The organism is Ramlibacter sp. (assembly GCF_035627355.1).
Taxonomy (GTDB): domain Bacteria; phylum Pseudomonadota; class Gammaproteobacteria; order Burkholderiales; family Burkholderiaceae_C; genus Ramlibacter.
On sequence record NZ_DASPLW010000009.1, the window covers coordinates 1 to 22,599 of the forward strand.

21 protein-coding genes are annotated in these 22,599 nt (G+C 71.4%); 16 read left to right on the forward strand and 5 right to left on the reverse strand.

Going from position 1 to position 22,599, the window contains the following annotated elements:
* The coding region (locus tag VEC03_RS03235; protein WP_324912699.1) for a catalase at positions 1 to 1,563 on the reverse strand (1,563 nt) is incomplete at its 3' end.
* A 264-nt stretch (positions 1,564 to 1,827) separates the two neighbouring features.
* Here VEC03_RS03235 and VEC03_RS03240 point away from each other — a divergent pair.
* From VEC03_RS03240 to VEC03_RS03270, 7 genes are all read left to right on the forward strand, one after another.
* Positions 1,828 to 2,322 (forward strand): MarR family winged helix-turn-helix transcriptional regulator, encoded by a 495-nt coding sequence (locus VEC03_RS03240; RefSeq protein ID WP_324912700.1) that lies wholly within the window; start codon positions 1,828 to 1,830, stop codon positions 2,320 to 2,322.
* 56 nt (positions 2,323 to 2,378) lie between these two features.
* Positions 2,379 to 3,956 carry an ABC transporter substrate-binding protein gene (locus VEC03_RS03245; protein WP_324912701.1) on the forward strand — a complete coding sequence of 526 codons (1,578 nt, stop codon included), beginning with the start codon at positions 2,379 to 2,381 and terminating at the stop codon, positions 3,954 to 3,956.
* A gap of 70 nt (positions 3,957 to 4,026) precedes the next feature.
* The gene (locus VEC03_RS03250) at positions 4,027 to 4,968 is read left to right on the forward strand and encodes an ABC transporter permease (protein WP_324912702.1); all 942 of its coding nucleotides are present in this window, start codon (positions 4,027 to 4,029) and stop codon (positions 4,966 to 4,968) included.
* A 13-nt stretch (positions 4,969 to 4,981) separates the two neighbouring features.
* The gene (locus VEC03_RS03255) at positions 4,982 to 5,932 is read left to right on the forward strand and encodes an ABC transporter permease (RefSeq protein WP_324912703.1); all 951 of its coding nucleotides are present in this window, start codon (positions 4,982 to 4,984) and stop codon (positions 5,930 to 5,932) included.
* Positions 5,933 to 5,936: 4 nt separating this feature from the next.
* Positions 5,937 to 7,607, forward strand: coding sequence for an ABC transporter ATP-binding protein (locus VEC03_RS03260; protein WP_324912704.1), 1,671 nt, complete (start codon positions 5,937 to 5,939; stop codon positions 7,605 to 7,607).
* A gap of 43 nt (positions 7,608 to 7,650) precedes the next feature.
* The gene (locus tag VEC03_RS03265) at positions 7,651 to 8,835 is read left to right on the forward strand and encodes a M20 aminoacylase family protein (RefSeq protein WP_324912705.1); all 1,185 of its coding nucleotides are present in this window, start codon (positions 7,651 to 7,653) and stop codon (positions 8,833 to 8,835) included.
* 123 nt (positions 8,836 to 8,958) lie between these two features.
* Entirely contained in the window at positions 8,959 to 9,438 is a 480-nt protein-coding gene (locus tag VEC03_RS03270) for a DUF421 domain-containing protein (RefSeq protein ID WP_324912706.1), read from the forward strand.
* On the opposite strand, the gene VEC03_RS03275 is transcribed toward VEC03_RS03270, so the two are convergent.
* Positions 9,419 to 9,910: a hypothetical protein gene (locus VEC03_RS03275; RefSeq protein ID WP_324912707.1), complete on the reverse strand. Its 492-nt coding sequence runs from the start codon at positions 9,908 to 9,910 to the stop codon at positions 9,419 to 9,421. The two genes, VEC03_RS03270 and VEC03_RS03275, sit on opposite strands and share 20 nt — an antisense overlap.
* A gap of 107 nt (positions 9,911 to 10,017) precedes the next feature.
* On the opposite strand from VEC03_RS03275, the gene VEC03_RS03280 reads away from it, so the two are divergent.
* The 4 genes from VEC03_RS03280 to VEC03_RS03295 are packed head-to-tail and all read left to right on the forward strand — an operon-like array spanning position 10,018 to position 13,594.
* A complete protein-coding gene (locus tag VEC03_RS03280; protein ID WP_324912708.1) occupies positions 10,018 to 11,310 on the forward strand; it encodes an SDR family oxidoreductase in 1,293 nt (430 codons plus the stop codon).
* 3 nt (positions 11,311 to 11,313) lie between these two features.
* On the forward strand, positions 11,314 to 11,790 hold the full coding sequence (locus VEC03_RS03285; protein WP_324912709.1) for a DUF2269 domain-containing protein: 477 nt from the start codon (positions 11,314 to 11,316) through the stop codon (positions 11,788 to 11,790).
* A 4-nt stretch (positions 11,791 to 11,794) separates the two neighbouring features.
* Positions 11,795 to 12,718, forward strand: a complete 924-nt coding sequence (locus tag VEC03_RS03290; protein WP_324912710.1) for an NAD(P)/FAD-dependent oxidoreductase — start codon at positions 11,795 to 11,797, stop codon at positions 12,716 to 12,718.
* Between the two features lie 15 nt (positions 12,719 to 12,733).
* Positions 12,734 to 13,594, forward strand: a complete 861-nt coding sequence (locus tag VEC03_RS03295) for an ion transporter (protein WP_324912711.1) — start codon at positions 12,734 to 12,736, stop codon at positions 13,592 to 13,594.
* A gap of 3 nt (positions 13,595 to 13,597) precedes the next feature.
* Here the strand turns inward: VEC03_RS03295 and VEC03_RS03300 are convergent, their stop codons facing one another.
* Positions 13,598 to 15,760 (reverse strand): glycogen debranching N-terminal domain-containing protein, encoded by a 2,163-nt coding sequence (locus VEC03_RS03300; protein WP_324912712.1) that lies wholly within the window; start codon positions 15,758 to 15,760, stop codon positions 13,598 to 13,600.
* Positions 15,757 to 16,854 carry a glycosyltransferase family 4 protein gene (locus VEC03_RS03305; protein WP_324912713.1) on the reverse strand — a complete coding sequence of 366 codons (1,098 nt, stop codon included), beginning with the start codon at positions 16,852 to 16,854 and terminating at the stop codon, positions 15,757 to 15,759. Before VEC03_RS03305 ends, VEC03_RS03300 begins: the two co-directional genes overlap by 4 nt.
* Before the next feature lie 211 nt (positions 16,855 to 17,065).
* On the opposite strand from VEC03_RS03305, the gene VEC03_RS03310 reads away from it, so the two are divergent.
* From VEC03_RS03310 to VEC03_RS03320, 3 genes are read left to right on the forward strand one after another with little or no spacing between them, the layout of a single operon-like run.
* Positions 17,066 to 18,220, forward strand: coding sequence for a DUF3182 family protein (locus tag VEC03_RS03310; RefSeq protein ID WP_324912714.1), 1,155 nt, complete (start codon positions 17,066 to 17,068; stop codon positions 18,218 to 18,220).
* A complete protein-coding gene (locus VEC03_RS03315) occupies positions 18,204 to 19,010 on the forward strand; it encodes an alpha/beta hydrolase family protein (protein WP_324912715.1) in 807 nt (268 codons plus the stop codon). Before VEC03_RS03310 ends, VEC03_RS03315 begins: the two co-directional genes overlap by 17 nt.
* A gap of 9 nt (positions 19,011 to 19,019) precedes the next feature.
* Entirely contained in the window at positions 19,020 to 19,490 is a 471-nt protein-coding gene (locus VEC03_RS03320) for a hypothetical protein (RefSeq protein ID WP_324912716.1), read from the forward strand.
* Between the two features lie 83 nt (positions 19,491 to 19,573).
* Here the strand turns inward: VEC03_RS03320 and VEC03_RS03325 are convergent, their stop codons facing one another.
* Positions 19,574 to 20,920: an NAD(P)/FAD-dependent oxidoreductase gene (locus VEC03_RS03325; protein WP_324912717.1), complete on the reverse strand. Its 1,347-nt coding sequence runs from the start codon at positions 20,918 to 20,920 to the stop codon at positions 19,574 to 19,576.
* Positions 20,921 to 20,998: 78 nt separating this feature from the next.
* Between VEC03_RS03325 and VEC03_RS03330 the strand changes: the two genes are divergently transcribed.
* Positions 20,999 to 22,018, forward strand: coding sequence for a methionine synthase (locus VEC03_RS03330; RefSeq protein WP_324912718.1), 1,020 nt, complete (start codon positions 20,999 to 21,001; stop codon positions 22,016 to 22,018).
* A gap of 74 nt (positions 22,019 to 22,092) precedes the next feature.
* Positions 22,093 to 22,596, forward strand: coding sequence for a cupin domain-containing protein (locus VEC03_RS03335; protein ID WP_324912719.1), 504 nt, complete (start codon positions 22,093 to 22,095; stop codon positions 22,594 to 22,596).
* Positions 22,597 to 22,599 lie beyond the last annotated feature (3 nt).

The following is a 22,599-nucleotide window of genomic DNA, read 5'->3' on the forward strand; positions in this document are numbered from 1 at the left end:
GCCGGGCAGCGGCGGAAGGGCCTTGGCCTTCTCCAGGTCGATGCCCGCGACCTCGGCCACGCGGCGGCCGTAGTCCTCGTCGCAGTGCCACAGGTGCCAGACCATGCGCAGCGCGATCACCTCGGGGCACTCCTTGAGGTCGTTGCCGATGTTGTTGACCAGGTCGTCGCGCTCCCAGTCCTCGAAGGTGCGGTAGCGCTCGCCGGCCTGCCGGTAGTCGTCGGCCGTGCGGCGGGTCTGGTAGCGGCCGAGGTGGCCTTCCACCCACTGGTGGTATTCCTTGGCCGGGCGCGGCGCTTCCTGCAGCCCGCCCATGGAACTCGGCTCGTAGTTGACGTGCGGGTTGGCGCCGGTCGGGTCCACGGAGTGGGCCATCGCGCCGCCTTGCTGGTTGGTGTGGGCGCGCGCCGCTGCCTGCGGCGCGTTGATCGGCAGCTGCAGGTAGTTGGCGCCGACGCGGTAGCGCTGCGTGTCCGAGTACGACAGCGTGCGCCCCTGCAACATCTTGTCGTCCGAGAAGTCGATGCCGTCCACCAGCACTCCGGTGCCGAACGCGGCCTGCTCGGTCTCGGCGTGCACGTTGCCCGGGTTGCGGTCCAGAACGATGCGGCCCACCGGCAGGAAGGGGAAGCGGTCCACCGGCCACAGCTTGGTGTCGTCCAGCGGGTCGAAGTCCAGCTCGGGGTGTTCGCCGTCCTCCATCAGCTGCACGCAGAACTCCCACTCGGGGAAGTCGCCGCGCTCGATCGCGTCGTACAGGTCGCGGGTGGCGTGGCCGACGTCGCGGGCCTGGATCTCGGCGGCCTGCTGGCTGGTGAGGTTGCGCACGCCCTGGCGGGGCACGAAGTGGAACTTGCACAGGTGCGCCACGCCCTGGTCGTTGACCAGCTTGTAGGTGTTGACGCCCGAGCCCTCCATCTCGCGGTAGGTCGCCGGGATGCCCCACGGGCTCTTGATCCAGGTGATCATGTGCAGCGCCTCGGGGCTGTTGGAGACGAAGTCCCAGAAGCGCCAGGGCTCCTGCCGGTTGCTCACCGGGTCGGGCTTGAAGGCGTGGATCATGTCGGGGAACTTGATCGCGTCGCGGATGAAGAAGATCTTGATGTTGTTGCCCACCAGGTCCCAGTTGCCGTCCACCGTCTTGAACTTGATGGCGAAGCCGCGCGGGTCGCGCGCGGTTTCGGGTGAATCCTTGCTGCCGATCACGGTGGAAAAGCGCAGGAAGATCGGCGTGCGCACGCCTGTCTCGTTGAGCACGCGGGCTCGCGTGTACTTCGACGCCGGTTCGTCGCCGATGGTGCCGTAGGCCTCGAACCAGCCGTGCGCGCCGGTGCCGCGCGCATGCACCACCCGCTCGGGGATGCGCTCGCGATCGAAGTGGGTGATCTTCTCGATGAACTGGTAGTTCTCCAGCGTGGCCGGCCCGCGCTCGCCGACCGAGCGCAGCGCCTGGTTGTCGTGCACCGGATGGCCCTGCCGGGTCGTCAGCGTCGGCCGCGATGCCGGCCCGCCCTGTTGCGGCTCGTGGCCGTGGTCCTTGCCCGGCCGTTCTTCCTTGCCCATGGCTGCCCCTTTCGTGCTGGTGAAGGGGCAGCCTAGCGCGTGGGCAGCGCGGCCGTTTGTCGGAGGGAGCCTATGGCCGTAGGTGGGGGTGCGGTGTGGCTGACGACGCGCCGGGGCGCAGGCCCGTGGCCCTGCCACCCGACAGGAAGCCGGGCCGGCGCCCACGGCCGGGCTGGGGTTTGTCCGGAGTGACCGCGACGCGGCGCCCGGCCAGACTGGCGAACAGTTGCAACGAGCAACTATTGATTTGAGCAACTGTCACCCATGCGCGAGCCCCTCGACGTCAAGCTGGACTACCTGACGCTGACCCTGGACCTGGTGAACCAGGTCGCCAAGGACGCGGCGTCGCGCATGTACGAGCAGGAATGCGGCGCCTCGCTGCGTGACCTGCGCCTGCTGCGGTTCATCGGCAGCGAGCCGGGGCTGACGCTGACGCGCCTGATCGAGCTCTCCTCGCTGGAGAAGACGCTGGCGTCCAAGGCGATCTCCACGCTGGTCGGGCGCGGCTGGGTGACCCGCAAGGTGGGCGAGCGCGATGCACGCCACATCAGCCTGGAACTGACGGACGAGGGCGAGGCCGTGGTGTTGTGCGCCGAGCCCATCGGCCGGTTCATGGAGAAGAAGCTCCTCAGCCGGATCACCCGCGACGAACTGGCCGTGCTCCGCCGCTGCCTGGACAAGCTGGTTGCCACGGGCACCGAAATGAGCGGCTCGATCGAGCAGCTGCTCCAGCAGATGGAGGCGCAGGCGTCCGCCTGAACGGCGAGCCGGCTGCACCCCGTTTCTTCACCCACTAGCCAAGAAAGGCGGTCCCGATGTTCCGTTCCCCATTCGCCCGCGCAAGCTGCGCCGCGCTGCTGGCGCTGGCAGCCGTGACTGCATCGGCCCAGGACACATCCAAGGTCCTGCGCATGGTGCCGCAGACCGACCTGAAGATCCTGGACCCGATCTGGACCACGGCCTTCGTCACCCGCGACCACGGCTACATGGTCTACGACACGCTGTTCGGCGTGAACGTGGGCGGCCAGCCGCAGCCGCAGATGGTGGACAAGTACACCGCCTCGGCCGACGCCAAGGTCTGGAACTTCACGCTGCGCAAGGGCCTGGTGTTCCACGACGGCAAGCCCGTGACCGCGGCCGACGTGGTGGCGTCGCTCAACCGCTGGGGCCAGCGCGACAGCCTGGGCCAGCGCATGCTGGCGGCCATGGACAAGATGGAGGCGGTCGGCGACGACGCCTTCCGCATGACCTTCAAGCAGCCGTTCGGGCTGGTGCTGGAGGCCCTGTCCAAGCCGTCCGGCAGCCCCGCCTTCATCATGCCCAAGCGGGTGGCGGACACCCCGGCCGACAAGCAGATCGACGACTACACCGGCTCCGGCCCCTACGTCTTCAAGAAGGACGAATTCCGTCCCGGCGAGAAGGTGGTGTACCTGAAGCACAAGGGCTACGTGCCGCGCAGCGACTCGCCCTCCGGCACCGCCGGCGGCAAGCACGTCTACGTGGACCGCGTCGAGTGGATCATCCTGAAGGACGCCCAGACCCAGTCGAACGCCATCACCAGCGGCGAAGTGGACCTGCTGTCCTGGATGCCGCCCGAGCACTACTCGACGCTGCGCACCAACCCGAAGCTGGAGACCGTCCAGCCGACCTTCGCCGGCTCCTACTACCTGCACCTGAACCACCACATCCCACCCTTCGACAACCCGAAGATCGCCAAGGCGGCGGTGCTGGCCGTCAACCAGGAGGCGCTGCTGCGCGGGCAGATGGTGTTCCGCGACCTGTACCGCACCTGCGCCACGATCTACCCGTGTAATTCGCCGCTGGCGACCCAGCCGAAGTGGTACACCGGCAAGCCGAAGTTCGAGGAAGCCCGGCAGCTGCTCAAGGAGGCCGGCTACGACGGCACGCCGATCGTGCTGATGCACCCGGCCGACTTCACCCTGCTCAACAAGCTGCCGCCGGTGATGGCGCAGCTGCTGCAGCAGGCCGGCTTCAAGGTCGAGCTGCAATCCATGGACTGGCCGACCCTGCTGATGCGGCGCGCCAAGAAGGACCCGGTCGACAAGGGGGGCTGGAACGCGTTCATGACGGGCTGGGGCGGCAGCGACACGCTCAACCCGATGTTCTTCGCGCCGCTCACCGGCAACGGCGAGAAGGGCTGGTTCGGCTGGAACAAGGACGACCGGCTCGAGGCGCTCAAGGGCGCGTTCACCGCCAGCACCGACGCGGCCGAGCGCAAGCGGCTGGCCGCCGAAATCCAGGAGCGCGCGCTGGAGACCGGCCTGTTCGCGCCGCTGGGCGAGACCAACAACCTGACCGTGATCCGCCGCGGCGTGGTCAGCGGCGTGCTGCTGGCCCCGGTGAACGTGTTCTGGAACATCAAGAAGAACTGAACGGCGCCCAGGCCGTCCTCCGCCGGCGCGGCGGATGGCCCGGTTCTACCCGTTCCCCGCTGCAGTACCCATGCCCTTGTTCCTGATCCGCCGCATCCTGGCGACCCTGCCGGTGCTCGCCATCGTGGCCCTGATCGTCTTCCTGATGCTGCGCCTGGCGCCCGGCGATCCGGCCGCCGCGATCCTCGGGGACAACGCCTCGAGCGAGGCCATGAAGAACGTGCGCACCCAGCTCGGGCTGGAGCAGTCCATCCCGGTGCAGTTCTTCCAGTGGTCGGCGCGGCTGCTGTCGGGCGACCTGGGCGAGTCGTACTTCCTCAAGCAGAGCGTCGCCGGCCTGATCGCCCAGCGCATCGAGCCGACCCTGTCGCTGGCGGCCCTGACGCTGGTGGTGACGGTGCTCATCGCCGTGCCGCTGGGCGTGGTCGCTGCCTGGCGGCATGGCGGTTGGCTGGACCGGGCGCTGATGGGTTTTTCGGTGCTGGGCTTCTCGATCCCCGCCTTCGTCATCGGCTACGTGCTGATCTGGGCGGTGTCGCTCAAGCTCGGCTGGCTGCCGGTGCAGGGCTACGCCCGGCTGGAAGAGGGGCTTGGCCCGTGGCTGCGCCACCTGGTGCTGCCGGCCATCACCCTGTCGATCATCTACGTCGCGCTGATCGCGCGCGTCACGCGCGCGGCGGTGGCCGAAGCGCTGACCGAGGACTACGTGCGCACGGCGCGATCCAAGGGCATCAGCGAGGCGCGCGTGCTGGTGCGCCACGCGCTGGTGAATGCCGCGGTGCCGATCGTGACGGTGATCGGCATCGGCATCGCCCTGCTGATCGGCGGGGTGGTCGTCACCGAAACCGTGTTCGCCATTCCCGGCCTGGGGCAGCTCACCGTCGATGCGGTGCTGTCACGCGACTACCCGCTGATCCAGGCCATCACGCTGTTCTTCTCCTTCATCTACGTGCTGATCAACCTGCTGGTGGACCTGAGCTACCTGCTGCTGGACCCGCGCATCCGCTACTGACGCCGGCAAAACCATGCTTCGCAAGCTCCAGTCCGCCCCTTCCGCCGGCCTCGCCATCGACGCCGAGCCGGCATCCGGCCGCAAGCCGGTTCCGCTGCACCGCCGCGCCCTGCGCAGCGGCCCCGTGCAACTGGGCGGTGGTGCGCTGGCCGTGCTGGTGCTGGTGGCGCTGTTCGCGCCTTGGCTCGGCACCATCGACCCCACCGCCATCGACCCGGCCAGCAGCAACCTGCTGCCCGGCACCCGGGCCGAGTTCATGAGCCTGGCCGGCGACACCTTCCAGCACCTGTTCCTGATGGGCAGCGACAGCCTGGGCCGCGACATCTGGAGCCGGGTCCTGTACGGCACCCGCGTGTCGCTCACCGTCGGCATCGCGGTCGCCGTGCTGGCAGTGGCCGGCGGCATCCTGGTCGGCCTGGCCGCCGGCTACTTCCGCCGCCTCGACGGCGTGCTGATGCGGACCATGGACGGCCTGATGGCCATCCCCGGCATCCTGTTCGCCATCACGCTGGTGGCCGCCTGGGGCGCGAGCGTGGTCACGCTGGTGGTGGCGATCGCGATCCCCGAGATCCCGCGCGTGGCGCGCCTGCTGCGCTCGGTGGTGCTGACCATCCGCGAGGAGCCCTACGTGGAGGCCGCGATCGCGCTGGACACGCCGCCGCTGAAGGTGCTGCTGCGCCACATCCTGCCCAACGCGATCGCGCCGCTGATCGTGCAGGGCACCTACATCTGCGCCTCGGCGATCCTGGTGGAGGCCATCCTGTCCTTCCTGGGCGTGGGCATGCCGGTGGACATCCCGACGTGGGGCAGCATCATGGCCGAGGGTCGCATCCAGTTCACCCAGTACCCGCACAACGTGCTGTTCCCGGGCGCGTTCCTGGCCGCCACGGTGCTGGCCGTCAACATCCTGGGCGACGGACTGCGTGACACGCTGGATCCCAAGTTCAGCAAGCGCGGGACCTGAAGCGATGGCAGCCCCCGACAAGTCCGCTGCGCCGGTTCTCTCCGTTCGCGACCTGACCATTGCGCTGCCCGCCGGCGGCGACCGCCCCAACGCCGTGCAGGGCGTGGGCTTCGATGTCCATGCCGGCCGCACCGTCTGCCTGCTGGGCGAGTCCGGCTCCGGCAAGTCGGTGATCGCGCACACCATCATGGGCCTGCTGCCCGCCGGCCTGCGCTCGACCGCCGGCAGCGTGCTGCTGCAGGGCGAGGACCTGCTGCAGGCGTCGCCGGCGCGCCTGCGCCAGCTGCGCGGCGCCGCCATGGGCATGGTGTTCCAGGAGCCGATGACGGCGCTGAACCCGGTGCTGCGCTGCGGCGAGCAGGTCGACGAGGTGCTGCGCCAGCACACCACGCTGTCGGCGGCCGAGCGCCGCCGCCGGGTGCTGGAGGTGTTCGAGCGCGTGCACCTTCCCGAGCCCGAACGCATCTACGCGGCGTACCCGCACCAGCTCTCGGGCGGCCAGCGCCAGCGCATCGTGATCGCGATCGCGCTGATCCTTGAACCGGCCTTGCTGATCTGCGACGAGCCGACCACCGCGCTGGACGTGACCACGCAGGCCGAGATCCTCGCGCTGATCAAGGAGCTGCAGCAACGCAACGGCACCGCGGTCCTGTTCATCACGCACGACTTCGGCGTGGTCGCCGACATCGCCGACGAGGTGGTGGTGCTGCAGCTGGGCGACCTGGTCGAGCAGGGCGAGCGCCTGCAGGTGCTGCAGCAGCCGCGCCAGGACTACACGCGCATGCTGCTGGCAGCCGTGCCCGGGCTGGGTCCGCGCGAGCGCCCGCCGGTGCCCGATGCCGAGCCGCTGCTGGATGCCCGGGCCGTCAGCAAGACCTACGTCAGCGGCCATTGGCCACGGCGCCGCACGGTGCACGCCGCGCAGGACGTCTCGCTGGCGCTGCGCCCGCGCGAGACCGTGGGCATCGTCGGCGAGTCCGGCTCCGGCAAGTCGACGGTGGCGCGCTGCATCGCCCGGCTGATCGACCCGACGGCTGGCGACATCCTGGCGGACGGCCGCTCGGTGGCCAAGGCCAGCGGCAAGGCGCTGTCGCCGTTCCGCCGGCAGGTGCAGGTGGTGTTCCAGGACCCGTACCGCTCGCTCAACCCGCGCCAGACCGTGGGCTCCTCCATCATCGAAGGGCCGATGAACTTTGGGGTGTCGCGCGAGCAGGCCTGGGCCCGCGCCGAGGAGCTGATGACGCTGGTGCGCCTGGCGCCGCAGGCGCTGCGCCGCTACCCGAGCGAGTTCTCCGGCGGCCAGCGCCAGCGCATCTCGATCGCCCGCGCCCTGGCCTGCGAGCCGCAGGTGCTGATCGCCGACGAGGCGGTCTCGGCGCTGGACGTGTCGGTGCAGGCGCAGATCCTGGACCTGCTGGGCGACATCCAGCAGCGGCTGGGCATCGCCATCCTGTTCATCACCCACGACCTGCGCGTGGCCAGCCAGATCTGCGACCGCGTGATCGTGATGCAGCGCGGCCGCATCGTCGAGCAGGGCGCCATCGGCGACGTGTTCTTCTCGCCGCAGCACCCGTACACGCAGGCGCTGCTGGCGGCGGCGCCGGGGCGCGGCTTCCGCTTCGGCGCAGCCGGAGGCGAAACCCAGCAACCTGCCCGGCCCGCGGCCCTGGCCTGAAGGCCCGGTGCACGCGCCCGTATCCGACTGCCTTCCTTTGCGCATGACCCCAGAGACCTCCACCCACGCCCTGCGCTACTTCGAGCGCCACGCCGACACCTTCGTCGCCCTGCGCCGGCAGATCCACCAGCACCCGGAGCTGGCCTTCGAGGAGTTCCGGACCAGCGAGCTGGTCGCGGACCGGCTCGCCCAGTGGGGCTACCGGGTGGAGCGCGGCCTGGGCGGCACCGGCGTGGTCGGCCAGTTGCGGCGGGGCGAGGGCAACCGCCGGCTGGGCCTGCGCGCCGACATGGACGCCCTGCCGATCCAGGAGAAGACCGGCCTGCCGTATGCCAGCGGCCGGCCCGGCGTGATGCACGCCTGCGGCCACGACGGCCACACGGCCATGCTGCTGGCCGCCGCGCAGTACCTGGCGCAGGAGGGCGACTTCAGCGGCACCCTGAACCTGATCTTCCAGCCGGCCGAGGAGGGCGGCGGCGGCGCGCTGCGGATGATGGAGGAGGGCCTGTTCGAGCGCTATCCGTGCGACGCCGTTTTCGCCATGCACAACGGCCCCGGCACGCCGCAGGGGCAGCTGGTGTTCCGCGACGGACCGATGATGGCTTCGTCCGACTACGTGACGGTCACGCTGCACGGCAAGGGCGGCCACGGCGCCGAGCCCCACCGGGCAGCCGACCCCATCGTGGCGGCGGCCGGCATCGTGATGGCGCTGCAGACCATCGTGTCGCGCAACGTGCCGCCCCTCGAGATGGCGATCGTCACGGTGGGCGCGCTCACCGCCGGCCGGGCCAACAACGTCATACCGGACAGCGCGGTGCTGGAGATGACCGTGCGGGCGCTCGAGCCCGAAGTGCGCGCGCTGCTCGAGCAGCGAATCCGATCGCTGGTCGCCACCCAGGCCGAGAGCTTCGGCGTGCGCGCCGACATCGATTACCGGCGCGGCTACGCGGTCCTGGTGAACTCGCCCGCCGAGACCCGGTTCGCCCGCGAGGTGGCGCTGGAACTGCTCGGGCCGGAACGGGTGGTCAGCGACGGCCCGGCGCTCACCGCGAGCGAGGACTTCTCGTTCATGCTGCAGCGGGTGCCCGGCTGCTACCTGATCATCGGCAACGGGGACGGCGAGGGCGGCTGCGCGGTGCACAACCCGGGCTACGACTTCAACGACCGCAACCTGCCGGTCGGCGCCGCCTACTGGGTCCGGCTGGCCGAGCGGTTCCTGGCCGCCTGACGCGGTGCCCCGGCGCAGTCGCCGCCGTGTCGGCGGATTCGGACGGAATCCGCAGGCTTCTTCGTGCTCCGCCGGAGGCTATCGACGCATGGGGGCTGCGCCGCCCGCAGGCGAAGCTGCGGGATGGTTGAAATCCTTGCCCTCACCCGGCCGGCCTGGGAGATCGCGATCCGCGCCACCATCGTCTATTTCGCGCTGGTGCTGCTGGTGCGCTTCATCCCCAAGCGCAACGCCGGCCACATCTCGCCCAACGACATGCTGGTGCTCATCCTGGTCGGCGCCATGGGGGCCGACGCCACCATGGGGGACTCGGGTTCGGTGGGGGACATCATGCTGATGGTCGCGCTGGTGCTCGGCTGGTCCTGGCTGCAGGACGTGCTGGAGTTCCGCTTCCCGGCACTCCATCGTCTGATGCGCGACCGCAGCACCGTGCTGGTCGAGGACGGCCGGCTCCTGCGCCGCAACATGCGGCGCGAGATGGTCACCGAGGAGGAGCTGATGGCGGTGCTGCGCAAGGAAGGCGTCGATGACCTGTCGGCCGTGCGCTCGGCCTGCATGGAGGCCGACGGGGACATCAGCGTGATCAGGAAGGACGGCACGTAGCCCTGCGCCGCCGCGCCAGCAGGCCACCGGCCGCCAGCCCCAGCGCAAAGCAGGCGTAGGTGGCGAACAGCGCCGGTCGCGAGATGCGGTGCTGGAAGCCCGGCGTGAAGCGCTCGGGGCACATCTTGAGGTCGACCAGCGCCGCGACCGCGGTGGTGGCGGTCGCGGCCGCCAGCGCAGGGAGGGGCCGGTCCAGCCCGCGCCGGCGCGCGAACGCGATCGCGTGCAGCGTGGACCAGAAGGTGGATGCGACATGGTGGACGGCGTAGCCGGCCAGCGTGTGGCGCGGGCTCGGGCCGTCGGCCGCCAGCGCTTCGGCCGGCCCCCACAGCCACTGGCTGGGCGCGTTCAGCGGCGCGAACGCGCCCGCCCCTTCGCGCCAGCCCGACAGCGCCAGTGCGGCCCCCGAGAACAGGCTGGCCAGGCTCCCGGAGAGGATCGCTTCCGTTGCCAGGGCGCGCCAGGACCGCATGGCGCCAGTCTAGGCAGGGTCCGGCGCGCCGATGGGCCGCGGTTGCCAGCCGTAACGGCGTTGGCCGCGCACCCCGCAACGGCCCGGCTGCCGCATCATCCCCGGCCATGCGCATCCTGCTCACCGGCGCCACCGGCCTGATCGGCGGGGCCATCGCACGCGCCTTGCTGGGCGAAGGCGACGAACTGGTGTGCGCGGTGCGCGACCCTTCGCGCCTGCACCTGGGCGAGGGCGCGAGGGCGCTGCAGGCGGACCTCGCCGACGTGCCGTCCGCGGCGTGGTGGGCGGAGCGCCTGCGCGGCGTCGATGCCGTCGTCAACGCGGTCGGCATCCTGCGCGAATCGCACGGGCAGTCGTTCGATGCGCTGCACCACCGGGCGCCGGCCGAGCTGTTCCGCGCGTGTGCGGCGACCGGCGTGCGCTGCGTGGTGCAGATCTCCGCGCTGGGCGCGGACGAGCAGGCGCGCAGCGGCTACCACCGGAGCAAGCGCGCGGCCGACGACGTGCTGCGGGCCTTGCCGCTGCCAGGCGCGATCGTGCAGCCTTCGCTGGTGTTCGCGCCGCAGGGGGCGAGCAGCGGCCTGTTCCTGGGCCTGGCCAGCGCGCCGGTGCTGGCCCTGCCGCAGGGCGGGACCATGCCGGTGCAGCCGGTCCACCTGGACGACGTGGTGGCCGGCGTGCTGGCCGTGCTCGGGCGCCCACCGGAGCGCATCGCCACGCTGGCCTTCGTCGGCCCGCAGCCGCTGGCCCTGCGCGACTACGTCGCCAGCCTGCGCCGGCAGTTGGGCCTGGGCCGCGCTGCGCCGCTGCTGCCGCTGCCGGCCGCGCTGTTCATGGCCGGCGCCCGGGTCGCCGGACATCTGCCGGGCAGCTTCCTCGACGCCGACACCGCGGCCATGCTGCTGCGTGGCAATGCGGCGCCGGCTGCAGGCTTCACCGAATTGCTCGGCCGTCAGCCGCGGGATCCGGATGCCTTCCTCGACCCAGCGCAGGGGCCGACACTGCGTGCGCATGGCGTGCTGGGCTGGGCGCACCCGCTGCTGCGGCTGGCGCTGGCCTTGCTGTGGCTGTGGACGGCAGCCGTCTCGCTGGGCCTGTACCCGGTCGAGCTCAGCTACGAGCTGCTGGCGCGCGTGGGCCTGCACGGCGGCGTGGCCGCGCTCGCGCTCTACGGCGCTGCCGGGCTGGACCTGCTGCTGGGCGTGCTCACCCTGGCCTGCCCACCGCGCTGGCGCTGGTGGCTGTGGCCGGCGCAGCTCGCGCTGGTCGGCGGCTACACGCTGCTGGTCACCGTTTTCCTGCCCGAATACTGGCTGCACCCCTACGGCCCGATCAGCAAGAACCTGCCCATCATGGCCGCCATCGCGCTGCTGTGGGGCCTCGAGCCGAGGCGGCGCTGACGCATGGACTACCTCGCGCTCAAGTGGCTGCACATCCTCTCGTCCACGCTGCTGTTCGGCACCGGCGTCGGCTCGGCCTTCTACCTGCTGGTGGCCACGCTGGGTCGGGACGTGCGCACGGTGGCCCGGGTCAGCGGCTACGTGGTCGTGGCCGATTGGCTGTTCACCGCGACCACGGCCGTGCTGCAGCCGCTGACCGGTTGGCTGATGGTGCGCAGCGCCGGCATGCCCTGGAGCATGCCCTGGCTGGCTTGGTCGGTCGGCCTGTACGCGCTGGCGATCGCCTGCTGGCTGCCGGTGGTGTGGATCCAGCACCTGCTGCGCGACGAGGCGCGCCACTGCGCGGCGGCGGGCCTGGCCTTGTCCGGGCGCTACTGGCGCTGCTTCGCCGCCTGGGTGGCGCTGGGCTTCGTCGCCTTCTTCGCCTTCCTCGCGATCTTCTGGCTGATGGTCGCCAAGCGGGTGCCGTGGGCGGGTTGAGCCGATGAGCGACGAGGTGCTCGACTGCCTGGTGATCGGCGGCGGCCCGGCGGGGCTGGTGGCCGGCGTCTACCTGGCGCGGTTCCGGCGCCGGCTGCGGCTGGTGGACGCCGGCGATTGCCGGCTGGCGACCATTCCGCGTTCGCACAACGTGCCCGGCTATCCGGACGGCGTGGCCGGCGCCGAGCTGCTGCGGCTGCTGCGCGACCAGGCCGCACGCTACCAGGTGCCGGTGGAGGACGGACGCGTCGACCGCCTGGGCGGCGAGGACGGCGACTTCGAGGCCCATTGCGGCGATCGCGTGCTGCGGGCCCGCAAGGTGCTGCTGGCCACCGGCGCGCGCGACGTGGTGCCCGAGGTGCCCGGGATCGAGGCCGGCCTGGCCGCCGGCAACGTTCGCTACTGCCCGGTGTGCGACGGCTTCGAGACGCAGGGGCAGCGCGTCGCGGTGCTGGGCCGGCGCGAGCACGGCTTGCGCGAGGCGCTGTTCCTGGCCGGCTTCGACAACCAGGTCACCTGGCTGTCGCTCGGCACCCAGCACGACGTGCCGCCGCAGGAGCTGGCGCAACTGCGCGAGCGCAGCGTGCTGGTGGCCGACGGCCAGCCGCTGCACATCCGCTGCCTGCCGGGCGAGGGCGTGGAGGTGGAGATGGTCGACGGCAGGCAGCTGGGCTTCGACGTGCTGTATCCGGCGCTGGGGCTGAAGCACGCCTGCGAGCTGGCGACGCGGCTGGGCGCGCAGGCCGGCCATGACGGCCAGCTCGTCGTGGACCAGCGCCTGCAGACCACCGTGCCCGGCCTGTACGTCGCCGGCGACGTGGCTGCCGGCCTGAACCAGATCAGCGTGGCCTGGGGCCACGCCGCGATCGCCGCCACGGCCATCCACAACGCGCTGCCGCTGGTCGCCCCCCGCGCGCGGCGGCCCTGACGGGAAGGCAGGACCATGGAACGCACCGCGCCCGATGCGGCGCCGCCCCAGCCCTGGCGCCGGCGGCTGCACCGGGTCATCTGGGACGTGGACACCGCGGCCGGGCGGCTGTTCGACCACATCGTCGTCATCGCCATCCTGGTCAGCGTGGGCGTCGTGCTGCTCGACAGCGTGCACGGCTGGCACCAGGACTGGCGCCGCGCGTTCGAGCTGTCGGAATGGTTCTTCACCCTGCTGTTCACCGCGGAGTACCTGGCGCGGCTGGCGAGCGTGGGCCGGCCGCTGCGCTACGCGCTGAGCTTCTTCGGCATCGTGGACCTGCTGGCGGTGCTGCCGACCTACCTGGCGCTGTTCGTGCCGGAGCTGCACGCGCTGATCGACGTGCGCATCCTGCGGCTGCTGCGCATCTTCCGGATCCTGCGCCTGACCGCGTACGTGGACGAGTACCAGGTGATGGGCGAGGCCCTGTGGGCCAGCCGGCGCAAGATCCTGGTGTTCCTGGCGGCGGTGCTGATGATCGACCTGGTGATGGGCACGCTGATGTACGTGGTGGAGGGGCCGGAGAACGGCTTCATCGACATCCCGACCTCCGTCTACTGGGCGATCACCGCCATGACCACCGTCGGCTTCGGGGACATCACGCCCAAGACCGAGCTCGGCCGCTTCATCGCCTCGGCCATGATGCTGGTGGGCTGGGGCACGCTGGCCGTGCCCACCGGCATCGTCACCGCGGAGATGACGGTGCGCCGCCATGCGCGCCCGCCGCTGCTGCCGCGCAGCTGCGCCCGATGCGGTTCAAGTGGCTACGGGCCGGAGGCGCGGTTCTGCCAGCACTGCGGGGCCGGGCTGCCGCCGCCGGGCGCGGCGAAGCGCTGAGCCTCACATCCGCACGCGCACCGCGACGTCGCCCTGCTTGCGCAGCACGTCGATGCCCACGTGCTGGCCGTAGCGGTGCAGCCGCAGGTCGACGCAGTGCTCGCCCACGCCCAGCTGGCGGATGTCCATGGTTTCGATGAATTCCGGGAGGCGTGGCGACTGCATGGTGATCGCGCGCTGCTGCGCGTCCACCTCCAGGCCCAGGCAGGCCTGCAGCAGCGCATAGACACCCGCGGCCGCCCAGGCCTGCGGCGAGCAGGCCACCGGGTACAGCGTCGGTCCCTCGCTGGCGCGACGCGGAAAGCCGCAGAACAGCTCGGGCAGGCGGTGCTGGGCGAAGTGCACGGTGGTGTCGAACAGGCCGCTGAAGATGCGCATGGCGGCCAGCGTGTGGCCGTAGCGGGCCAGGCCGGCGGCGATCAGGGCGTTGTCGTGCGGCCAGATAGAGCCGTTGTGGTAGGACATCGGGTTGTAGCGCGCCTGTCCGTGGGCCACGGTGCGGATGCCCCAGCCGCTGTAGAAGTCCGGCTGCAGCAGGCGCTCGGCCATGCGGGCCGCGTGTTCGGGCGCCGCGATGCCGCTCCATAGCGCATGGCCGGCGTTGGAGGTGGCGACCTCGCAGCGCTGGCCGCTGGCGTCGATCGCGATCGCGTACAGCCCCAGCGCCTCGGACCAGAAGCGCTCCTGGAAGGCCCGCTTCAGCGCCTGGGCCTGGGCGGCCAGCCGCTGCGCCAGCCCGGTCTCCCCCAGCGCCTGCGCCAGTTCCGCCGCCAGCAGGCGCGCCTCGTAGACATAGCCCTGGACCTCGCACAGCGCGATCGGCGGCTCGGCCATGCGGCCGTCGGCGTGGAACACCGAGTCGTGCGAGTCCTTCCAGCCCTGCTGCACCAGGCCGTCGCTGCTGCGCCGGGCGTAGCGCACGAAGCCGTCGGCGTCGGCGCTGGCGTCGATCCAGTCGAGCGCGGCGCGCACGTGCGGCCAGATGACGCGGATGAATTCCAGCTCGCCGGTGCGCTGCCAGTAGGCGCCCGCGAGGCCGACGAACAGCGGCGTCGAATCCACGCTGCCGTAGTAGCGCTCGAACGGCACCTCGTGCGTGGCCGCCATCTCGCACTTGCGCGCCTCGTGCAGGATCTTGCCCGGCTCGGCGTCCCGGCCGGGATCGGCCTGCCGCGCCTGGGTCTGTGCCAGGAAGGCCAGCACGCCGCGGGCGGGCGCCGGGTCGATCCACAGCAGCTCGCGGGCGGTCAGGATGCCGTCGCGGCCGAAGGTGGTGCTGTACCAGGGCACGCCGGCGTACGGATAGCGTCCGGTGGGCAGGTCGGTGGAGAGCATGGCGACGTCGGAATCCGAGCGCCGCAGCCACAGGTTGACCTGCGGGTTGGACGTGGTGGCGACGCAGCACTCGGCGCGCTGGAACCGCCGCGCGCTCTCGTTTTCGCGGTAGGCCTGGTCGTAGTGCGGGCGCGGCTGCGGCGGGGGTGGCGAATCGGCGCGCTCGCAGTCCACGCTGCAGTACAGGTGGCAGGCCTCGCGCGGCGCCACCTGCAGGTCGAACGCGGCCTCGCGCTCGGCCAGCGCGTCCGGGCGTGGCTGGAAGCGCAGGCGGGTGCGGCGGCCCACGCCGTCCAGCCCGTCGTAGCCGTACAGCACCTCGTCGTCGCGCACCTGCACCGGCAGCAAACGCCCGCGGCGCTGGCGTGGCGTGCCCCGCACCTCGAACAGGTCGGCGAAGTCGGCGTCGAAGGCCAGCGACAGCCGCAGCCGCGCCGTCTCGTCGCCGTGGTTGACGATCCGGATGTGCTCGTGGCAGCAGCCCTGCCACAGCAGCTTGGCGCGGAAGATGTGCAGCGTGCCCTGCGGCACCGCGTGCCGTTCCAGGTCGGGGTTCATGAATTCGGTGATCAGCACGCTGTTGTCGTCCTTCACGCCCGAACCCAGGAACATGGGCCGCACGCCCTCGATCGCCAGCCGCATCTCGCTGAGGTAGCGCATGTCCTCGTGGTACAGGCCCTGCTCGCCCAGCCCGGTGCCGTCGATGTCGCCATAGCGGTCGGTCAGCATGAAGCTCTCGTCGTGCTTGAGGACGTGCGGCGTCTCGTCGGCCCGCGCCGCGCTGGCCGCCACGTACCACTCCCCGCCGACGTGGATGCGCTGGCTCTTCATCCCTGGGCCTCCGTCGTGCGCTGGCTGCTGGCCGGCGGTGCCGTCCGCAGCGCACGCGGTGCAGGCGTCGGCATGCACAGCTGCTCGTACAGCTGCACGTACCGCCGGGCCATGGTCGCGGCAGTGAAGCGCTGCTCGAAGGCCTGGCGGCAGCGGTGGCGATCGATCCGGTCCACCTGCCGGGCCGCGGCGATCGCCTGCGCCTGGTCGTGCACGACGAAGCCGGTGATGCCGTCCTCGATCAACTCCGGCACCGAGCCGTGGCCGTAGGCGACCACCGGCGTGCCGCAGGCCAGCGCCTCGACCAGCACCAGGCCGAAGGGCTCCGGCCAGTCGATCGGGAACAGCAGCGCACGGGCGCCGCCGAGCAGCGCGTTCTTGTGGTTGTCCCCGACTTCGCCGAGGAACTCCACCAGCGGATGCTCGAACAGTGGCTTGATCACCCGCTCGAAGTAGTCGCGGTCGGCGTCGTCCACCTTGGCCGCCACCTTCAGCGGCGTGCCGCAGGCGATGGCGATCTCGATCGCCCGGTCCAGCCGCTTCTCGGGCGAGACCCGGCCGACGAAGGCGAAGTAGTCCTGCGGCTGCGGCTCGAAGTCGAACAGGCCGGGCGGCAGGCCGTGGTGCACGGTCCCGATGAAGGTGGCGTCGGGCAGGGCGCTGCGCTGGTGGTGCGAGATCGACACCAGCGGGTGGCCGGCGAAGTGGCGGTGCAGCGGCGCCAGCGCCGGCAGGTCCAGCCGGCCGTGCAGCGTGGTCAGGCAGGCGGTGCCGGTGCAACGCCGCGCCAGCGGGTAGTGCAGGGCATCGATGTGGAAATGGATGACATCGAACTCGGCCGCGCGGCGGAACACCTCGTCGAGCATCACCATGTGCCAGGCGGTCCAGTCGGGGCGATGCGGATCGGTGCGCAGGCTGCGCTCGCACACGGCCACCAGGTCGGCGGTGGTGACCGAGTCGCCGCTGGCGAACAGGGTCACGTCATGGCCGGCATCGACCAGGGCTTCGGTGAGATAGGAAACGACGCGTTCGGTGCCGCCGTAACCCTGCGGCGGAACGCTCTCGAAAAGGGGTGCGACCTGGGCAATCTTCATGGCCGGCGTGACGGAACAATGGGATTTCACTCTGGCAATCGGCGTGCACGCCGGGCGTAGGCGGTCACCGCTGTTACGCATCGCGATCCGTGCATCCGCCGCGGCGACGGCGCGCCCTGCTTTTGCGCCTTCGTCCGACAGGGCGCGGCGGAGCCGCCGCTAGAGTGGGTCGACCGGCGTGCTCCGTGCGCCGTCGAGGGAGACCCAGCGCATGAACATGGTCCAGCCCGCGCCGGCGCTGCACGGCGGGACGGCCGTCGCGACCGGCACGGTCGTGGCGCTGATGGCGCCCGGCAGCCAGCGTTCGAGCGAGCACGAACGCGCCGCGCTGGAACGCCACACCCAGGCGATCGCGACCCTGCTCGGCTGGCAAGCCGGAGGCTGGCACGACATTGCCCGGCCGTACCAGCCGCCGCTGTACTTCGTTCCGAACGAGACCCTGTCGCTGGCCCAGGCGTCGCAGCTGGGCATCACCGGACCGGACGACCTGTTCGGCGGCGTCGTGCCGCATGCCTTCGTCGCCAGCAAGGCGATCAGCCATCCGCTGGTGTCGCCCCAGGCGGATCGCCCGCCGGGCTGGAATGCCGGGCTGGACGGGGCGTGCGGCGACGCCGTGCTGGCCGGCTACTCGGCATTCAGCCGCGACGATGCCCAGGCGGCCGCGCGGCGACTGCTAGGGAACGGGCCGGTGCGCATCAAGCCCTCGCTGGGCACCGGCGGGCGCGGGCAGGTGGTCGCGAAGGACGAGCAGGCTGTGCGCGAGGCCCTCGCCGCGATGGATCCGGCCGAGCTGGGCGAGCACGGCGTGGTGATGGAGGAACAGCTCACGGAGGTGCGCACCTACAGCATAGGCACGGTGCAGGTGCGGGACCAGCGTGCCAGCTATTTCGGCACCCAGCAGCTGACCCGCGACCCGCGCGGCCAGGAGGTCTATGGCGGATCCGAACTGACCGTGCAGCGCGGCGGTTTCGATGCGCTGGCTGCCGCCGATGCGCCGGACATCATCGCGCGCTGCATCGAGCAAGCGCGCCGGTTCGACGCCGGGGTCCAGGCCTGCTACCCGGGCTTCTTCGCCTCGCGCCGCAACTACGACGTGGCGGTCGGGCGCAACGGCCGGGGCGACTGGCGCTGCGGCGTGCTGGAGCAGTCCTGGCGGGTGGGCGGCGCCACCGGGGCCGAGCTGGCGGCGCTGGGCCGGCTGCAGGCGCACCCGGAACTGGCACGCGTGCGGGCCGTGTGCGTGGAGGTGTTCGGCCCTTCGCCCGAACCGCCGCCCGGCGCCATCGTCCACTTCCGCGGGGAGGAGCGGGAACTGGGTTTCCTCACCAAGTACACCGTGGTGGAGTCGGATGTCCACGCGGGCTAACGCGATCGCGATTGCCGTCGGCGGCGACCACGTGGACGGCACGCTGGTCGGCCCCGATACGCTGGTGCCGGGGGTGCTGATGGTGCATGGCTGGGATGGCAGCCAGGACCAGTACATCGCCCGCGCCCACGAGATCGCCACCCTGGGCTGCATCTGCCTGACGTTCGACCTGCGCGGCCACGTGCGGCACCAGGCGCAGCGCGACACCGTGACGCGCGAGGACAACCTGCAGGACGTGCTGGCCGCCTACGACGCGCTGGTCGGGCACCCGGCCGTGGACCCGAACGCGGTCTGCCTGGTCGGCAGCAGCTATGGCGGCTACCTCGCGGCCCTGGCGACCACGCTGCGCCCGGTGCGCTGGCTGGCCCTGCGCGTGCCCGCCCTGTACAAGGACGAGGACTGGGAAACGCCCAAAAGCCAGCTCAATCGCGAGGAACTGGCGGCCTACCGGCGCAAGCCCGTGGCCGCGAGCAGGAACCGGGCGCTGGCGGCCTGCTCGCGCTTCCGCGGCGACGTGCTGGTGGTCGAGTCGGAGCACGATCCGGTCGTCCCGCGCGCAACGGTGCAGAGCTACGTGACGGCGTTCACCGAGCCGGCGTCGCTGACCTACCGCCTGATCGCGGGCGCCGACCACGCGCTGTCGGATGCGACCTGGCGCCAGACCTACACCTCGCTGCTGGTGGACTGGATCGGCGAGATGCTGCTCAGCGCGCGGGCCGGGCACGCCGGCGCCGCGGCCGAGGCCCCGCTGGCCAAGACCGACGAGCAGGCGCTGGGCGAATCCGATTAAGGAGGTTGTATGGATCAGTGGAAGCAGGCCTTGCGCGAAGGCGTGGTCACGGGCACCGTGGCGTGCGCGTTGTCGGTGGCGGTGATGGCCCTGGCCGGCCGCCGGGAAGCGGGCAGCGCGGCGGCGCCGGTGAATGCGGTCAGTCACTGGCTGTGGGGCGAGGACGCGCTGCATGAGGATCACGCGACCGTCCGCCACACGCTGGTGGGATACCTCACGCACCACCTGTCGGCGATCTTCTGGGCGGTGCTGTATGCGCGTCTGTGGGGCCACCGGCCGCAGGCCAAGTCGCTGCCGCAGGCGGTCGCCGGCGGCGTGGCGACCACGGCGATCGCCTCCGCCATCGACTACGGGCTGGTGCCGCGCCGGCTGCAGCCGGGCTTCGAGCAGCGGCTGTCGACACCGTCCACGGTCGCGGCTTTCGGCGCGATTGCAGCAGGGCTGGCGCTGGGGGCGCTGCTGCTGCGCGAGCGCGACTGAGGCGTACCGTTCCAAGCTTGTCATCCCCGCGAAGGCGGGGATCCAGGCCTCGGATCTCGAGACTGGCGCGCGTCGCCCGTGCCCTAATGCGGCGCACGCGCGGCTGGCGCCGAAGATGGATCCACCTCCGCCACCACCCGCGCGTGCCGGTCCCGGCTCCAGTAGGCCCAGGCCCAGTCGATCAGCACCACCAGCCGATTGCGGAACCCGATGAGGAAATAGATGTGGGCGAACAGCCAGAACAGCCAGGCCGGATAGCCGCTGAACTGCAGGCGGCCGAAGGGCGTGGTCAGGTCGACCACGGCGGCGTTGCGGCCTATGGTGGCCAAGTTGCCGTAGTCGCGGTAGCGGAAGGCGCGGGTGGGTTCGCCGGCGATGCGGCGCAGGATGTTGGCCGCCGCGGTCCGCCCCATCTGCTTGGCGGCGGGTGAGACGCCGGGCACCGGCTCGGGTTCGCGTCCCGGCACGTGGCTGCGGGCGGCGGCGAGGTCGCCGATCACGCTGATGGCCGGGTGCCCGGGCACGGCGAGGTCCGGCTCGACCTGCACCCGGCCGGCGCGGTCCAGCGCCGCGCCCGTGGCCTGCGCGACGGCGCGGCCCAGCGGCGAGGCCGCGACGCCGGCTGCCCACACGATGCAGCGGCTGCCGATGCGATAGGGTTCGCCCTCGGCCGGCTGCACCTGCAGGCCGTCGGCGTCGATCGCGGTGACGCGGGCGCCGGTGCGCACCTCCACGCCCAGCCGCGCCAGCTGCTCGCAGGCGCGCTCGCTCAGCGCCGGCGGCATGGCCTGCAGCACGCGCGGGCTGCCTTCGAGCAGCAGCACGCGCGCCGATGCCGGGTCGATGCGGCGGAACTCGCCCGGCAGCGTCTGGCGCGCGATCTCGGCCATCGTGCCGGCCATCTCCACGCCGGTGGGGCCGCCGCCGATCACCACGAAGGTGAGCCAGTCGTCCCGGCGCGCCGCGTCGGCTTCCTTCTCCGCCGCCTCGAAGGCCACCAGGATGCGGCGGCGGATGCCGAACGCGTCCTCCAGCGTCTTCAGGCCGGGCGCGAACGGCGCCCAGTCGTCGCGGCCGAAATAGCTGTGGGTGGCGCCGGCGGCCACGACCAGGTGGTCGTAGGGCAGGGCGGAGCCGTCGTCCAGCGTGACCCGGCGCGCGGCGGCGTCGATGCCCACCACTTCGGCCAGCAGCGTGGTGACGTTGGCCTGCTTGCGGAACAGGTGCCGCACCGGCGCGGCGATCGCCGGCGCCGACAGGCCGGCGGTCGCGACCTGGTACAGCAGGGGCTGGAACAGGTGGTGGTTGGTGCGGTCCACCAGGGTGATGTCCACCGGTGCGTGGCGCAGCGCACGGGCCGTCTCCAGCCCGCCGAAGCCGCAGCCGACGATCACGATCCGGGGGCGCTGCGCAGGGGCGGGTGCGGGCATGCGGCGGATTATCCCGATGCGGCGCCGGCCGGGATCGGCCATCATGCGATCCCCGCAAGCCCACCAGGAGACAGCGCCATGTTCCCCACCGCCACCGCCGGCAGCCTGCCCAAGCCCTCGTGGCTGGCCGAGACGCACAAGCTCTGGCCGCAATGGAAGGCCCAGGGCGACGAGCTGCGGCAGGCCAAGGCCGATGCCACGCTGCTGTGGATCAAGGCGCAGGAGGACGCCGGCCTGGACATCGTGGGCGACGGCGAGCAGTCGCGCCAGCACTTCGTGCACGGCTTCCTCGAGTGCGTCGAAGGCATCGACTTCGAGCACAAGGTGAAGATGGGCATCCGCAACAACCGCTACGACGCGATGGTGCCGCAGGTGGTGGCGCCGCTGCGGCTCAAGGGCCGCGTGCACGCCTTCGAGGCGCAGCTGGCGCGGGCGCACACGACGCGCAAGCTCAAGTTCACGCTGCCGGGGCCCATGACCATCGTGGACACCGTGGCCGACCGCTATTACGGCGACCGCCAGGCGATGGCGATGGCCTTCGCCGAGTTGCTCAACCAGGAGGCGCGGGCGCTGCAGGCCGACGGCGTGGACGTCATCCAGTTCGACGAACCGGCCTTCAACGTCTACATGCAGGACGCGGCCGATTGGGGCGTGCGGGCGCTGGAGCGCTGCATCGAAGGGCTGACGTGCACGACGGCGGTCCACATCTGCTACGGCTACGGCATCCAGGCCAACATCGACTGGAAGCACTCGCTGGGCGAGCAGTGGCGCCAGTACGAACAGGTGTTCCCGGCACTGGCCGCCAGCCGCATCGACCAGGTCAGCCTGGAGTGCATCAACTCGCACGTGCCGCCCGAGCTGATGCAGCTGCTGGCCGGCAAGGACGTGATGGTGGGCGTGATCGACGTCGCCACCGAGGCCGTCGAGACGCCCGAGCAGGTGGCCGACACCATCGGCCGGGCGCTGCAGTTCGTGGCGCGCGAGCGGCTGATCCCCTGCACCAACTGCGGCATGGCGCCCATGGACCGCGAGGTCGCGATGAAGAAGCTGCAGGCGCTGGTGCAGGGCGCGGAACTGGCGCGCCAGCGCTTCGCCTGAAAGCCCGCGCCGCGGTCCACGGTTCAGGGTCGCGCCCGGTGCACGCGCCGGCCACCGGGTGTACGCTGGCCGGCATGGCCCACGACCACGACCACCCCCATCCGCACGGCGACGAGCACGCGCGCTGGAAGCACGACGGCGTCCGCGTGATCCCCGGCAACCAGCTCGATGCCAACACCGCGCAGACGCCCGGCATGGACCGGCGGGCGGCGATCAACTTCGCCCGCGTCGGCGCGCAAAAGCTGTGGGCCGGCACGGTCACCATCCATGCCAACGCCAAGACGGGGGCCCACCACCATGGCCACCTGGAAAGCGTGATCTACATCGTGCGCGGCCGCGCCCGCATGCGCTGGGGCGAGCACCTGGAGTTCACCGCCGAGGCCGGCCCGGGCGACTTCATCTACGTGCCGCCGTACGTCCCGCACCAGGAGATCAACGCCAGCCCGACCGAGGTGCTGGAATGCGTCCTGTGCCGCAGCGACGGCGAAGCGGTGGCCATCAACCTGGACATCGAGCCGGCGGAAAAGCCGGAGCAGGTGCTGTGGGTGGATCCGACGCACCCGCATGGCGGGGTCTAGTCC

Bases quoted from the DNA above. Each gene is read 5' to 3' on its own strand.
- VEC03_RS03330 (WP_324912718.1), top strand. From the start codon at position 20,999: ATGTTCCCCACCGCCACCGCCGGCAGCCTGCCCAAGCCCTCGTGGCTG.
- VEC03_RS03265 (WP_324912705.1), top strand. From the start codon at position 7,651: ATGACCCCAGAGACCTCCACCCACGCCCTGCGCTACTTCGAGCGCCAC.
- VEC03_RS03240 (WP_324912700.1), top strand. From the start codon at position 1,828: ATGCGCGAGCCCCTCGACGTCAAGCTGGACTACCTGACGCTGACCCTG.
- VEC03_RS03245 (WP_324912701.1), top strand. From the start codon at position 2,379: ATGTTCCGTTCCCCATTCGCCCGCGCAAGCTGCGCCGCGCTGCTGGCG.
- VEC03_RS03255 (WP_324912703.1), top strand. From the start codon at position 4,982: ATGCTTCGCAAGCTCCAGTCCGCCCCTTCCGCCGGCCTCGCCATCGAC.
- VEC03_RS03295 (WP_324912711.1), top strand. From the start codon at position 12,734: ATGGAACGCACCGCGCCCGATGCGGCGCCGCCCCAGCCCTGGCGCCGG.
- VEC03_RS03290 (WP_324912710.1), top strand. From the start codon at position 11,795: ATGAGCGACGAGGTGCTCGACTGCCTGGTGATCGGCGGCGGCCCGGCG.
- VEC03_RS03260 (WP_324912704.1), top strand. From the start codon at position 5,937: ATGGCAGCCCCCGACAAGTCCGCTGCGCCGGTTCTCTCCGTTCGCGAC.
- VEC03_RS03335 (WP_324912719.1), top strand. From the start codon at position 22,093: ATGGCCCACGACCACGACCACCCCCATCCGCACGGCGACGAGCACGCG.
- VEC03_RS03315 (WP_324912715.1), top strand. From the start codon at position 18,204: ATGTCCACGCGGGCTAACGCGATCGCGATTGCCGTCGGCGGCGACCAC.
- VEC03_RS03250 (WP_324912702.1), top strand. From the start codon at position 4,027: ATGCCCTTGTTCCTGATCCGCCGCATCCTGGCGACCCTGCCGGTGCTC.
- VEC03_RS03280 (WP_324912708.1), top strand. From the start codon at position 10,018: ATGCGCATCCTGCTCACCGGCGCCACCGGCCTGATCGGCGGGGCCATC.
- VEC03_RS03275 (WP_324912707.1), bottom strand. From the start codon at position 9,910: ATGCGGTCCTGGCGCGCCCTGGCAACGGAAGCGATCCTCTCCGGGAGC.
- VEC03_RS03300 (WP_324912712.1), bottom strand. From the start codon at position 15,760: ATGAAGAGCCAGCGCATCCACGTCGGCGGGGAGTGGTACGTGGCGGCC.
- VEC03_RS03270 (WP_324912706.1), top strand. From the start codon at position 8,959: ATGGTTGAAATCCTTGCCCTCACCCGGCCGGCCTGGGAGATCGCGATC.
- VEC03_RS03325 (WP_324912717.1), bottom strand. From the start codon at position 20,920: ATGCCCGCACCCGCCCCTGCGCAGCGCCCCCGGATCGTGATCGTCGGC.
- VEC03_RS03320 (WP_324912716.1), top strand. From the start codon at position 19,020: ATGGATCAGTGGAAGCAGGCCTTGCGCGAAGGCGTGGTCACGGGCACC.
- VEC03_RS03305 (WP_324912713.1), bottom strand. From the start codon at position 16,854: ATGAAGATTGCCCAGGTCGCACCCCTTTTCGAGAGCGTTCCGCCGCAG.
- VEC03_RS03310 (WP_324912714.1), top strand. From the start codon at position 17,066: ATGAACATGGTCCAGCCCGCGCCGGCGCTGCACGGCGGGACGGCCGTC.
- VEC03_RS03285 (WP_324912709.1), top strand. From the start codon at position 11,314: ATGGACTACCTCGCGCTCAAGTGGCTGCACATCCTCTCGTCCACGCTG.